Source organism: Eleftheria terrae (assembly GCF_030419005.1).
Lineage (GTDB): Bacteria > Pseudomonadota > Gammaproteobacteria > Burkholderiales > Burkholderiaceae_C > Caldimonas > Caldimonas terrae.
In genome coordinates, this window is record NZ_CP106951.1 from 3263998 (window position 1) to 3276307 (window position 12310).

Sequence of the window (12310 nt, forward strand, 5' to 3'; positions counted from 1 at the left end):
CCGTCGCACAATGAACACAACATCCTCGGTCTACGCCCCCGGGACACTTCCTGCCGGCTCGTCGGCGCGTGCGCTGCCGCGCGCCTGGAGCGGCGGCGTGGTCGACAGCGGCGGCATCACCGGCATGGTCAGCTCGATCGACGCCGACCCGCCGCGCAACAGCGTGTTTTCCCGGTTGTTGCATCCCCGGCAGGCGCACCACATCCCGGTCGAATTCACCGGCTCGGGCGCCGAGTACTTCCGGCTCTGGATCGTGAACCTGCTGCTCACTTTGCTGACTCTCGGCATCTATTACCCCTGGGCGAAGGTTCGCAAGCTGCAGTATTTCTACGGTCACACCGAAGTGGCCGGCCAGAGCCTGGACTTCCACGGCGACCCGCGCAAGATGCTGCGCGGCGGCTTCCTGGTGGCGGTGCTGTGGGCGGTCTACAGCCAGGCGATGGAGATGTCGGGCCTGGCGGCCCTGGCGGCAGCGACCATCGTGGCCGTGCTGATGCCGGCCCTGCTCAGCGCGTCGCTGCAGTTCCGCCTGGCCAATACCAGCTGGCGCGGCCTGCGTTTTGCCTTTCCCGGCACCGCGCGGCAGGCCTACCAGGCGCTGGCGGCGCCGCTGCTGGTCGGCCTGCTGGGACTGGCCGTGATCGGCCAGTACGACGATGAAGCCGGCCGCCTGCTGGGCTTCGATCTCTCGCCAGGCGCCTTCGGCATCGCCGCCCTGACCCTGTTCGGTTTGCTGTTGGTGGCCGGGCCGTATGTCTACTGGCGGCTCAAAAAATACCAGCACGACCATTACCGCCTGGCCCAGCTGCAGACCGAGCTGCGCCTGGGGCCCGGCGCGGTCTACGGCGTGTTTCTCCGCACCTACGCGCTGCTGATGGCCCCCCTGCTGGCGGCCGGCGCATTGACCTTCGTGGCCTGGCAACTGCTGGGTGGCAACCGCGTCTCGGCGGCGACGGTGGGCGTGGTGTTCGTCCTGGTGTACTTCGGCAGCGGGCTGTTCTTCTACACCGTGGTGCTGCCCTACTTCCAGTCGCGCATGCAGAACCTGCTGTGGACCAAGACCGGCAACCGCTACCTGCGCTTTCGCAGCGAGCTGCGCCTGCGGCCCTACCTCTGGCTGCAGCTGAAGAACTACCTGCTGGTGGCCCTCACCCTGGGGCTGTACTGGCCCTTCGCGGCCGTGGCCAGCCAGCGCATGCGGCTGGAGGCGGTGACGCTGGTGTCACGCATCGAGCTGGACGACCTCTATCAGGCCCTGCGCCCGCATGCCGGCGACGCCGCCGCCGACATGGGCGACGAGCTGATGGGCTTCGAGCTCGGCCTCTGACGGCATCCGATGAGCAGCGTCTGCGCCATTGCGCTCGATTACTACGACGGCCGCTCCGGCCGCGCCCAGCGCGTCACCGCCCGGCTGACCGACCACACGCTCTACCTGCACGGCGCCGGCGTGGCGCGTTCGGTGCCGGTGCACGAGGTGCGCTGGCCGGAGCGCAGCCGCCGTGCCAAGCGCGTCGCCCACCTGCCCGACGGCGCCGCGCTCTACGGGGCCGATCCCGATGCCTGGGACGCCTGGGCGCAAGCCGGTGGACGCCGCGAGCCGCTGGTCTCGCGTGCGCAGCGCAGCTGGGCCTGGGCGCTGGCCTGCCTGGCAGGGCTGCTGCTGCTCGGTGCGGTGCTGTACCAGTGGGGCCTGCCGTGGATCGCGCGCGGGGCGGTGCAACTGGTGCCGCCGCATGCCGAGCAGTCGCTCGGCCTGGCCGCCTACGACTCGATGCGCGAGAGCTGGCTGGCCCCCAGCGAACTGCCGGCCGAGCAGCAACAGCGCTTGCGCCAGGCCTTCCAGCAAGCGGTGCAGAAAGCCTACCCGGGCGGCAAGGCGCCGGCCTGGCAGCTGCATTTCCACAAGAGCCGGATCGGGCCCAACGCGCTGGCGCTGCCCGGCGGCACCATGGTGGTGACCGACGAGCTGGTGCAGATGGTGGGCGGGGATGCCGAGGTGATCGTGGGCGTGCTCGCCCATGAGCTGGGCCATGTCGAGCACCGCCACGGCCTGCGCGCGCTGGTGCAAACCACGCTGCTGGGCGTGGCGGCGAGCGTGGCCTTCGGCGACTTCAGCGGCTGGCTGGCGACGGCGCCGGTGCTGCTGGGCCAGGCCGGCTACTCGCGCGACGCGGAGCGGGAGGCCGACCAGGCGTCCATCCGCATCCTGCAGGCCGCCGGCATCTCGCCGTTGGCAATGGTGCGCTTTTTCGACAAGCTCGCCGAGAACGGCCAGCGCAACGAGTCGCCCCTGGGCATCTCGATCAGCAGCCATCCGGCCGACTCCGAGCGGGTGCAGGCCTTCCGCAACGCCGCGGCCGCCCGGCGCTGAAGCGGCGCGCGCCGTGGCCGGGCGCCTAAAATGGCGCTCCTTCTGCCTTTGCCGCACCGGGCCCCCGGCCTGCCGAGACTCACCATGGACCACTCCCCCCTCACCGCTTTGTCGCCGCTCGATGGGCGCTACGCTTCCAAGGTCGCCGCACTGCGCCCGCTGCTCAGTGAATTCGGCCTGATGCACCGCCGGGTGCAGGTCGAGGTCGAGTGGTTCATTGCCCTGTCCGATGCCGGCTTCGCCGAGTTCAAGCCGCTGTCCGAACCGGCCCGCACCCGCCTGCGGGCGCTGGTGCAGCGCTTTGCCGCTGCCGACGCGCAGGCCATCAAGGACATCGAGAAGACCACCAACCACGACGTCAAGGCGGTCGAGTACTGGATCAAGTCGCAGTTCGAGGGCGACAGCGAGCTGCAGCAGGCCGGTGAGTTCGTCCACTTCGCCTGCACCAGCGAGGACATCAACAACACCTCGCATGCGCTGATGCTGAAGGCCGCGCGCGAAGAGGTCCTGCTGCCGACGCTCGACAAGATCGTCGCCAAGATGACCGCCATGGCGCACGAGCTGGCCGACCTGCCGATGCTCAGCCGCACGCACGGCCAGACCGCCAGCCCGACCACCGTCGGCAAGGAGATCGCCAACGTCGTGGCCCGCCTGGCCACCGCGCGCGAGCGCATCGCCGGCGTCCGGCTGCTGGCCAAGATGAACGGCGCGGTGGGCAACTACAACGCCCACCTGGCCGCCTACCCGGACTGCGACTGGGAGGCCTTCTCCCGCCGTGTCGTCGAAGGGCAGCTGGGCCTGACCTTCAACGCCTACACCATCCAGATCGAGCCGCACGACTACATGGCCGAGCTGTTCGACGCGGTGACCCGCGCCAACACCATCCTGGTGGACTGGTCGCGCGACGTCTGGGGCTACATCAGCCTGGGCTACTTCAAGCAGCGCACCAAGGCGGGCGAGATCGGCTCCTCGACGATGCCGCACAAGGTCAACCCGATCGACTTCGAGAACGCCGAGGGCAACTTCGGCCTGGCCAGCGCGGTGCTGACCCACCTGAGCCAGAAGCTGCCGATCTCGCGCTGGCAGCGCGACCTGACCGACTCCACCGTGCTGCGCAACATGGGCGTGGCGCTGGGCTATGCACTGCTGGGCTACGACTCGCTGCTGCGCGGGCTGGACAAGCTGGAGGTCAACCGCGAGGCGCTGGCGGCCGACCTGGACGCCGCCTGGGAAGTGCTCGCCGAGCCGATCCAGACCGTGATGCGGCGCTATGCCCTGCCCAACCCCTATGAGCGCCTGAAGGAGCTGACGCGGGGCAAGGCCATCACGCGCGAGGCGATCCAGGCCTTCATCGAGACGCTCGAAGTACCGGCCGAGGAAAAGCAGCGCCTCCTGGCCCTGACCCCCGGCAACTACACCGGCCAGGCGGCCGAGCTGGCGCGCCGCATCGGCCGCTGAGCACCACCGGCCTGGGCACGCGGCCGAGGCCGGTCTGCCTCAGGCCGGCCCGGGCGCGTCCAGCGCATCCAGCACCGGCTGCAGCAGCGCCCGGGCCGCCTCGACCGCGGCCTGCGGCTGGCGCCGCTCGATGGCGTCGAAGACCCGCAGGTGGGCCTCGTAGTCGGGCTCCGGCAGGCCTTCGACCTCCAGCGTGGCGCGCACCGTGGAGCGCACCGCGCGCTCGAAGAAGGCGTACAGCTTGGTCAGGGCCGGGTTGTGGGCCGCGTCGACCACCGCTCGGTGGAAGGCAAGGTCGTGCTCCACGAACACGCTGCGGCGGCGCTTGTTCACCTGTGCCCCCCGCAGCGACAGCGCGGCCCGCAGGGCCTGCAGGTCTTCCGGCGTGCGGCGCTCGGCCGCCAGGCGGGCCGACTCCACCTCCAGCATGGCGCGCACCTCGAGGTGCTCGCGCAGCGCGGCGCGACCTGGCGCTTGCGCGGGCTCCGGCAAGTCGACCGGCAAATGGCGGACGGCAGGCGATGCGGACATGGGACACACCCCGGGAGAGGAATCAGCAAGGAGGCGCCATCATAGGACGGCAGCCCGCGGCTCCTCCCTAAAATGCCGGCATGAACTTCATCGACCAGCTGCTGCGTGCCGAGCGCGCCAACCACTCCCTGCTGTGCGTGGGCCTCGACCCCGATCCGGCCCGCCTGCCGGGCGCCTGGAAGGGCGATGCCAGCCGCATCTTCGAATTCTGCGCCGCCATCGTCGATGCCACCCACGACCTGGCCATCGCCTTCAAGCCGCAGATCGCCTACTTCGCCGCGCACAGTGCCGAGGCGCAGCTGGAGCGGCTGGTGGCGCACATCCGCGCGGTGGCGCCGCAGGTGCCGGTGATCCTCGACGCCAAGCGCGGCGACATCGGCTCCACCGCCGAGCAGTACGCCCGCGAGGCTTACGTGCGCTACGGTGCGGACGCGGTCACCCTGTCGCCCTTCATGGGCTTCGATTCGGTCGAACCCTATCTTCGCTATGCGGACAAGGGCGCCATCCTGCTGTGCCGCACCTCGAACCCGGGCGGCTCGGACCTGCAGAACCAGCGCCTGGCCGATGCCGAGGGCCAGCCGCGGCTCTTCGAGCACCTGGCACGGCTGGCGCAGGGCGACTGGAACACCAACGGGCAGCTGGGCCTGGTGGTGGGCGCCACCTTCCCCGCAGAAATCGCCCGCGTGCGTGAGCTGGCACCGACGCTGCCGCTGCTGATTCCGGGCGTCGGCGCGCAGGGCGGCGACGCCCGGGCCACCGTGAAGGCCGGCTACCGCGAGCAGGACGGCCGCATCACCGGCCTGGTGGTGGTCAATTCCTCCCGCGCCATCCTCTACGCCAGCAGTGGCGAGGACTTTGCGCAGGCCGCCCGGCAAGCCGCGCTGCAGGCCCGCGACGAGCTGAACGCCGCGCGCAGCGCCGCCTGAGCGCAGCGCCGCCTGAGCGCAGCGCCGCCGCGCTAGGCCGGCTGCAAGGGCAGGCTGCGCCGCCGCTCACCGGTGAGGGCGAACAGCGCGCCCGCCAGCGCCGGCGCCACCGGCGGCGTGCCGGGCTCGCCCACGCCCGAGGGCGCACGGCTGCTGCGCACCAGGTGGGTCTCGATCACCGGCGTCTCGGCCAGGCCCAGCAGCCGGTAGTCGGGGAAGTTCTGTTGCTTCACCGCGCCCTGCTCGATGTCGATGCGGCCGTACAGCGCGGCGCTTAGGCCGAAGATCACGGCGCTTTCCATCTGCTGCGCGACGATGTTCGGGTTGACCACAGTGCCGCAGTCCATCGCGCAGATGACGCGGTGCACGCGGATGCGCCCCTGCTCCAGCGACGCCTCGACCACCTGCGCGACGATGGAGCCGAAGCTCTCGTGCAGCGCCACGCCGCGGCCGCGCCCGGGCGCCGCGGGCTGGCTCCAGCCGGCCTTCTCGGCGGCCAGCCGCAGCACCGCCTGGTGGCGCGGCCGCTGCGCCAGCAGCGCCAGGCGGAAGGCCACCGGGTCCTGCCCTGCGGCATGCGCCAGCTCGTCGATGAAGGCCTCGCTGAAGAAGGCATTGTGCGAATGGCCGACCGAGCGCCAGTAGCCCACCGGCACACCACTGTGCGTGGCCGCATGGGCCATGCGCTGGTGTGGCACGCCGTAGGGCAGGTCGAACAGCCCCTCGGCGGTGGTCTTGTCCGGCGCGTCGAGCGGGCCGGCCAGCGCCGGCAGGCCACGTTCGATCCAGCGCGGCGTGATGGCGTCGCCGGCGCTGGCGATCTGCAGCGACAGCGGCAGGCCGCCCGCATCGAGTGCGGCGCGCATCACGGCCACCGCCGCCGGGCGGTAGAAGTCGTGCCGCAGGTCCTCCTCGCGCGACCACACCAGCTGCACCGGGCGGCCCCCCAGCTCCATCGCCACCCGCACCGCCTGCGCCACGTAGTCGACGTCGAGCCGGCGGCCGAAGCCACCGCCCAGCAGCCGCACATGCACGGTCACCGCGTCGGCATCGACGCCTGCCACCCGGGCTGCCACGTCGCGGGCCAGCGTGGGCACCTGGGTGGAGACCCACACCTCCACCTTGCCGCCGCGCACCTGCGCCGTGCAGTTGATCGGCTCCATCGTGGCATGCGCCAGGTAGGGGGCCCGGTACACCTGCTCGACATGGCGGGCGGCACCGGCGTCGGCCTGCGCCGGATCGCCGAGTTCGTAGAAAGCAAACCCGGCGCGCTCGCGCAGTGCACGGCGGGCCTCGGCTTCCAGCTCGCGCTCGATCTGGCGGCTGTCGAGCCGGCCGCGTTGCGGATCGTGTGGCGGCGCCTGCCAGTCGATGCGCATGGCCAGCGCCGCCTGCTGGGCATGCCAGTAGCTCCGGCCCACCACCGCGACGCCGGCCGTCGAGCCGGCCAGCGGCCCCAGCCGCACCACCCGCTCGATGCCGGGCCGGCGCAAGGCGGCATCCACATCGACGAAACCATACGCTCCGCCCAGCATCGGGCACATGCGCACCGCCGCGTACAGCAGGTCCGGCAGGCGCACGTCGATGCCGAACACCGCGCTGCCGTCCACCTTGGCCGGCACATCGAGGCGAGGCGCCCGCCGGCCGATCAGCTTCCAGGTCTTGGGCGGCTTCAGCCTCACCTCGGACACCGACAGGGCGGCGGCGGGCGCCACCAGCTGGCCGAAGTGCGCGCTGTCGCCGGAGGCATGGCTGACCACGCCGTCGACCACCCGCAGCTCCGCCACTGGCACCCGCCACAGCAGCGAGGCCGCCCCCAGCAGCTGGGCCCGCGCGGTGGCGGCCGCCAGGCGCAGCACGTCCCAGGCATCGGCCACGCTGGTGGAGCCGCCGGTGGCGCTCACGCCCAGCTCGCGCGCCAGCTTGGCGACCAGCCACTCGCCGGTCACGACCAGGCCGCTGCGGTGCCCGTCCTCGCCCTTGTCGGAGGGATGGAACGGCAGGCTCTCGACGAACATCGCCACATTGCCGTAGATCGAATCGAAGCCGGCCTGTTCGAGCCGCACCTTGCCCAGCGAGATGTCGAGCTCCTCGGCCACCAGCATCGGCAGCGCGGTGTGCACGCCCTGCCCCATCTCGCTGCGGTGCATGGCGAGGATGACCTGGCCGTCACGCGCCACCTTGATCCAGCCGTTGAGTCCCACCTGGCCCTGCTCCACCGGCAGCGTGTGGCGGTCGCCGGCACGGCTGCGCGGCGGCAGCAGGCCCCAGCCGACCACCAGCGCGCCACCGGCCGCGGTGGCACTGAGCAGGAAGCTGCGCCGCTTCATTCGGACCTCGCGGCCAGGCCGGGCCGCCGGTGCGTGCCGTTCAGCTCGCGTGCGGCCGCGTGGATCGCCTGGCGCACCCGGGGGTAGGTGCCACAGCGGCAGAGGTTGGTGATGGCCGCGTCGATCTGTGCGTCGCTCGGGTCGGGCTGCTGCTGCAGCAGCGCCGCGGCGGCCATCAGCATGCCGGACTGGCAGTAGCCGCATTGCGGCACCTGGTGCTCGATCCAGGCCCGCTGCAGGGCATGCAGGCGGCCGTCCTGGGCCAGCCCTTCGATGGTCTGGACCTGCCGCCCGGCCACCGCGGACAGCGGCGTCATGCAGCTGCGCACCGCCTCGCCGTCGAGCCGCACCGTGCAGGCGCCGCAGGCGGCGACGCCGCAGCCGAACTTGGTGCCGGTCATCTGCAGCACGTCGCGCAACACCCACAGCAGGGGCATCGCGGGGTCGACCGTGTCGTCCCGCAGTTCATGTCGCCGGCCGTTGATGTCGAGTTCCATTCCAGAGTCTCTCCCCAGGTCCGCCAAGGGTGGCGATCGATTGTCGCCTCAGGCCGGCGGCTGCGGTGTGATGCCGGCGCCACGCGTGCGCCATCCGCCACGGCCGGGCCTGGACATTTTCGCCAGTCAGTGCTTGCTTGTCCGCGGGGCGCGCCGCGGCGGCCGGCATTGTCCCTTCAACAAGGGACCGGCGGCGCCCGGCCTGCGCCTACACTGCCGGGCATGTGGCAACTCTCCGTGGCGGTCGTCGAGGACGATCCCAAGTTCCGTCAGGCCTTCGCGCAGGCGATCGAGTCGGCCCCCGACCTGAAGCTGGCCGGGGCGGCCGCCGACGGCAGCGCCGGCCTGGCCTTGCTGAAAACCACCCGCCCGGACGTGCTGCTGGTCGACCTGGGGCTGCCGGACATCGGCGGCATCGAGCTGATCCGCTACTGCGCGGCGCAGCTGCCGGAATGCGACGTGATGGTGGTGACGGTGTTCGGCGACGAGCACCACGTGGTCGGCTCGCTGGAGGCCGGTGCCACCGGCTACCTGCTGAAGGACACCCTGCCGGAGGACATTGCGGAGCAGATCCGCACCCTGCATGCCGGCGGCAGCCCCATCAGCCCGGTGATCGCGCGGCAGCTGCTGACGCGGCTGGCGCCGGCGGCCAGCCAGGCACCGCCGGCCGAGGGCGCGCCGGTGCTGTCCGAGCGCGAGCTGGCGGTGCTGACCCTGGCCACCAAAGGCTTCACCTATGAAGAGATTGCCCAAATGATGAGCGTCTCCAAGCACACGGTGATGACCTATGTGAAGCGCAGCTACCGCAAGCTGCAGGTGAATTCGAAGTCCGAAGCGGTGTATGAAGCTCGCAAGCTGGGCCTGTTGCGCGACTAGTCTGCTGGCCGGCCTGCTGCTGAGTGTGCTCCTTCCCGCCTGGGCCGCCGTGCCGGGCGGCGAGGTGGCGGTGCAGCATTTCACGTCGGCCGAGCGCCAGGTGGTGCCCATCGGCCCCAGCCTGCCCGAGCCCGGCGTGCTGCGGCCCGACCTCTCCGAGCCCGGCTGGAGCCAGGTGGCCCTGCCGCTGGCGACGCCACGCGGGCCGGTCACGCCCGGCCTGCAGGACCAGCCCTGGGCCATGCACTGGTACCACCTGCGCTATGTGCTGCCGCCCAGCGGCGCCTCGCCGCCGCTGGCCGTCTATGGCGCCCGGGTGCTGGGCGGGCCGGTGGAAGTGCATGTCAACGGCCGGCTGCTGCTGGCCAACCGACGCCAGTGGACCTCGCAGTGGAACCGCCCGCTGTTCGTGCCCATTCCCCACGACGCGGTCTTCACCAGCCCGGGCATCGACGTGGTGGTGGACGTGGTCGTCGGCGTGCCGGTGCGTGCCGGCATGACGCACGCGCTGTCGACCCTCTGGGTGGGCCCGGCCGACGAGATCCGCGCCATGGCCGACCGCCGCCTGTTGCTGCACATCACCGGCCCGCAGGTGACCACGCTGACCATCCTGGTGCTCGGCGTGTTCTCCTTCGGCTTCTGGTGGCGCCGGCGCAGCGAATCGGCCTACCTGCTGTTTGCGCTGGCCTCGGCCGCCTGGTGGCTGCGCAACCTGCACTACCACATCGACCTGCCGCCACCCGGCGTGCTGCACGACTGGTTCTGGTGGGCCACCCATGCCTCGATGGGCTGGGTGATGGTGCTGACCTACCTGTTTGCCTTCCGCTTCCACCACCGCCGCTATCGCGGCGTGGAGGCGCTGCTGACCGGCGTCACGGTGCTGACCGGGCTGCTGACGCTGCCGCTGGTACCGGGCGATGCCCTGGTGTTGCAGCACACCCTGAACGCGGCGGTCTCGATCTTCGTGACGGCCTTCATCACCTGGGTGGCAGTGCGCCACGGCAGCCACGAGCTGAGGGTGTTGACGGCGGCACTGTGGATCTGCATTGCGCTGGGCGTGCACGACATCCTGCTGCTGAGCCAGCACATCACGCCGGAGAGCGCCTACCTGCTGCCCTACGCCACGCTGCTGGTGTTCGGCGCCTTCCTGTATGCGGTGCTGCGCCGCTACAGCGGTGCCATCGCCGAGGTGGAGCAGATCAACGCCTCGCTGGAACAGCGCCTGGCCGAGCGCACCGCGGAGCTGGAGGACAACCACCGCCGGCTGCGCGCGGTGGAGCGCGAGCAGGCCCTGCTGCTGGAGCGCCAGCGCCTGATGCGCGACATGCACGACGGCATGGGCTCGGCCCTCATGTCCTCGCTGGTGCTGGTGGAGCAGGGCAAGCTGGATTTGCCGTCGGTGGCCCAGGTGCTGCGCGAATGCGTCGACGACCTGCGGCTGGTGATCGATTCGCTGGAGCCCATCGGCCACGACCTGGTGACGCTGCTGGCCACCCTGCGCTACCGCCTCGGCAAGCGGCTGGAGGCAGCCGGGCTGCAGCTGGAATGGCAGGTCGACGACCTGCCGCCGCTGCCCTGGCTGGACCCGACCGCCGCACTGCAGGTGCTGCGCATCGTGCAGGAGGCCCTGACCAACATCCTCAAGCATGCCCGGGCCCGCACCGTGCGCATTGCGCTGTGCAAGGCTGGCGAGCATGTCGAGGTGGTGGTGACCGATGACGGCAACGGCTTCGACGTGGCCACCATGATCACCGGCCGCGAAGGCGGTCGCGGCCTGCGCAACCTGCGCAAGCGGGCCCAGGGGCTGGGGGGCGACGTCGACTTCAGCTCGCAGCCCGGCTGCACCCGCGTGACGCTGCGGCTGCCGGTGCTGCGCGACTGAGCCCGGCGGGCTGCGCCACCGCGGCATCACGCGGCCGCCTCATGGCGGGGCGGCCGACAGGTCACTGCCTGCGATGTCGACGAAGGTGCGCACCGCCTGCCCGTCGGTGGCCGAGAACTGCTCGGCCCGGGCGACGACCGCGCGCTGGGTCTCGCGCAGCCGCCATTCGATCTCGCCCAGCACCGCCGTGATCTCGTCCTGGGCGGCCTCGTCCATCGCCTCCAGCAGCTCGGGCAGGTGCTCGGCCGGCGTGGCGTCGAGCCCGGCGCTGGTGAAGGCCGCGCTGATGCGCTGGCTGCGCTCCATGGCGCGCTTCGGCCAGCTTCCGCATGCCGGGGCCGGAGTGCGGCAGCTCGGGCAACAGCCGCTCGCGCGCCCGGCGGAAGTCCTCCAGCGCCCCGGCAACCGTCTGCAGGCGCAGGATCAGCTGGGCCAGGTCGGCCCTCGGTGCCGGCGCGCCGGCCCCCTCGGCGCGCGACTCGCGGGCGGCCGCCGTGACGCGGTCGCGCAGGGCCGGCGCGAACTCGCCGGGCACCAGCTTCACCGCCACCGCGGCGCGGTCGGCATGGGCGCCGTCGCCGCCCACCAGGCCCATCAGCATCTCGGAGGCCGCCACCAGCTGCCCGGCCAGCGGAAACGCCTCGCCCTGCACGCCTTGCGGATAGCCGAAGCCGTCCAGTTTTTGATGGTGGTACAGCACCGCCTGTGCCACCTTCGGCCCGGCGCCCGGCAGTTCCCTGAGCACATGGGCGCCGACGATGGGATGGGTGGCGATGTGCTTCCATTGCTCCGCCGACAGCCCGGCCCGCGGGCTCAGCAGCGCCGGGTCGAGGTAGAGCTCGCCGACGTCGTGCCTCAGGCCCGCGATCAGCAGGGCGTCGAGCCCGATGCCGGCCGCCGGCAGGTCCATCCACAAGGTCGCGCCGAGCAGGGCCACCCCCACCGCATGGTCGAGCTTCGCGGGCGACTGCGCAGCGTAGACGGTCAGCAGCGACTCCACCTGGGGCGACAGGCGCAGGTGGCGCATGGCCACGCCCAGCTGCCGCGCCGCCGCACTGCCGCAGAAACGCAACAGCAGCGGATGGCGCTCGAGCAGCCGCCCGGCGATGCCGTCGATGTCGCGGGTGGCAACGCCGCCGACCACACGCAGCTGGCTTTCCAGCGGCTGCTTCAGCTTGTGCGCCAGCTGGCGCTCACGCACCCGGGCGTCGATGCGGGCGCCCTTGCCGAGCAGCTTGGTGCCGTTGCTGGAGACGATGTCCTCGCTGGCCTCGATATCGCTCGATTCCGACAAGGCCACCACATGGTCAAGGTAGTGCTCGTTGACCGCGGCGGACGTTGGCAGGGTGTACCCCTCGCTGGCTGGTGCGCACCCGCGCAGCCCGCGGCCGACGGGCGCTGACGTGCGGTGAGGCAAGGCCCGGCCGCGCCACGGCCTG

10 protein-coding genes are annotated in these 12310 nt (G+C 71.5%); 6 read left to right on the forward strand and 4 right to left on the reverse strand.

The window, feature by feature from the left end; translation table 11 throughout:
- The first annotated feature begins 10 nt into the window (after nt 1-10).
- The 3 genes from N7L95_RS14430 (at nt 11) to purB (ending at nt 3829) form a co-directional block, all read left to right on the forward strand.
- Nucleotides 11-1327 (forward strand): YjgN family protein, encoded by a 1317-nt coding sequence (locus N7L95_RS14430; RefSeq protein WP_301255942.1) that lies wholly within the window; start codon nt 11-13, stop codon nt 1325-1327.
- Between the two features lie 9 nt (nt 1328-1336).
- On the forward strand, nt 1337-2371 hold the full coding sequence (locus tag N7L95_RS14435) for a M48 family metallopeptidase (RefSeq protein WP_301255943.1): 1035 nt from the start codon (nt 1337-1339) through the stop codon (nt 2369-2371).
- Nucleotides 2372-2455: 84 nt separating this feature from the next.
- Entirely contained in the window at nt 2456-3829 is a 1374-nt protein-coding gene (purB, locus tag N7L95_RS14440) for an adenylosuccinate lyase (protein WP_301255944.1), read from the forward strand.
- A gap of 39 nt (nt 3830-3868) precedes the next feature.
- On the opposite strand, the gene N7L95_RS14445 is transcribed toward purB, so the two are convergent.
- Entirely contained in the window at nt 3869-4360 is a 492-nt protein-coding gene (locus N7L95_RS14445; protein WP_301255945.1) for a FadR/GntR family transcriptional regulator, read from the reverse strand.
- An 80-nt stretch (nt 4361-4440) separates the two neighbouring features.
- On the opposite strand from N7L95_RS14445, the gene pyrF reads away from it, so the two are divergent.
- A complete protein-coding gene (gene pyrF, locus N7L95_RS14450) occupies nt 4441-5286 on the forward strand; it encodes an orotidine-5'-phosphate decarboxylase (RefSeq protein ID WP_301255946.1) in 846 nt (281 codons plus the stop codon).
- Between the two features lie 32 nt (nt 5287-5318).
- On the opposite strand, the gene N7L95_RS14455 is transcribed toward pyrF, so the two are convergent.
- Together N7L95_RS14455 and N7L95_RS14460 are read right to left on the reverse strand one after the other, a co-directional pair.
- The gene (locus tag N7L95_RS14455) at nt 5319-7616 is read right to left on the reverse strand and encodes a xanthine dehydrogenase family protein molybdopterin-binding subunit (protein WP_301255947.1); all 2298 of its coding nucleotides are present in this window, start codon (nt 7614-7616) and stop codon (nt 5319-5321) included.
- On the reverse strand, nt 7613-8113 hold the full coding sequence (locus N7L95_RS14460; RefSeq protein WP_301255948.1) for a (2Fe-2S)-binding protein: 501 nt from the start codon (nt 8111-8113) through the stop codon (nt 7613-7615). The genes N7L95_RS14455 and N7L95_RS14460 overlap by 4 nt, the downstream gene beginning before the upstream one ends.
- A gap of 222 nt (nt 8114-8335) precedes the next feature.
- On the opposite strand from N7L95_RS14460, the gene N7L95_RS14465 reads away from it, so the two are divergent.
- Both N7L95_RS14465 and N7L95_RS14470 read left to right on the forward strand, forming a co-directional pair.
- The gene (locus tag N7L95_RS14465; RefSeq protein ID WP_301255949.1) at nt 8336-8989 is read left to right on the forward strand and encodes a response regulator transcription factor; all 654 of its coding nucleotides are present in this window, start codon (nt 8336-8338) and stop codon (nt 8987-8989) included.
- Nucleotides 8955-10871 (forward strand): sensor histidine kinase, encoded by a 1917-nt coding sequence (locus tag N7L95_RS14470; protein WP_301255950.1) that lies wholly within the window; start codon nt 8955-8957, stop codon nt 10869-10871. The genes N7L95_RS14465 and N7L95_RS14470 overlap by 35 nt, the downstream gene beginning before the upstream one ends.
- 61 nt (nt 10872-10932) lie before the next feature.
- Here N7L95_RS14470 and N7L95_RS14475 read toward each other — a convergent pair whose 3' ends face one another.
- Complete coding sequence (locus tag N7L95_RS14475; protein ID WP_301255951.1) at nt 10933-12288, reverse strand: HD-GYP domain-containing protein; 1356 nt, start codon at nt 12286-12288, stop codon at nt 10933-10935.
- Nucleotides 12289-12310: the final 22 nt, after the last annotated feature.

Bases quoted from the DNA above. Each gene is read 5' to 3' on its own strand.
- N7L95_RS14430 (WP_301255942.1), top strand. From the start codon at position 11: ATGAACACAACATCCTCGGTCTACGCCCCCGGGACACTTCCTGCCGGC.
- N7L95_RS14465 (WP_301255949.1), top strand. From the start codon at position 8,336: ATGTGGCAACTCTCCGTGGCGGTCGTCGAGGACGATCCCAAGTTCCGT.
- purB (WP_301255944.1), top strand. From the start codon at position 2,456: ATGGACCACTCCCCCCTCACCGCTTTGTCGCCGCTCGATGGGCGCTAC.
- N7L95_RS14455 (WP_301255947.1), bottom strand. From the start codon at position 7,616: ATGAAGCGGCGCAGCTTCCTGCTCAGTGCCACCGCGGCCGGTGGCGCG.
- N7L95_RS14435 (WP_301255943.1), top strand. From the start codon at position 1,337: ATGAGCAGCGTCTGCGCCATTGCGCTCGATTACTACGACGGCCGCTCC.
- N7L95_RS14470 (WP_301255950.1), top strand. From the start codon at position 8,955: ATGAAGCTCGCAAGCTGGGCCTGTTGCGCGACTAGTCTGCTGGCCGGC.
- N7L95_RS14445 (WP_301255945.1), bottom strand. From the start codon at position 4,360: ATGTCCGCATCGCCTGCCGTCCGCCATTTGCCGGTCGACTTGCCGGAG.
- pyrF (WP_301255946.1), top strand. From the start codon at position 4,441: ATGAACTTCATCGACCAGCTGCTGCGTGCCGAGCGCGCCAACCACTCC.
- N7L95_RS14460 (WP_301255948.1), bottom strand. From the start codon at position 8,113: ATGGAACTCGACATCAACGGCCGGCGACATGAACTGCGGGACGACACG.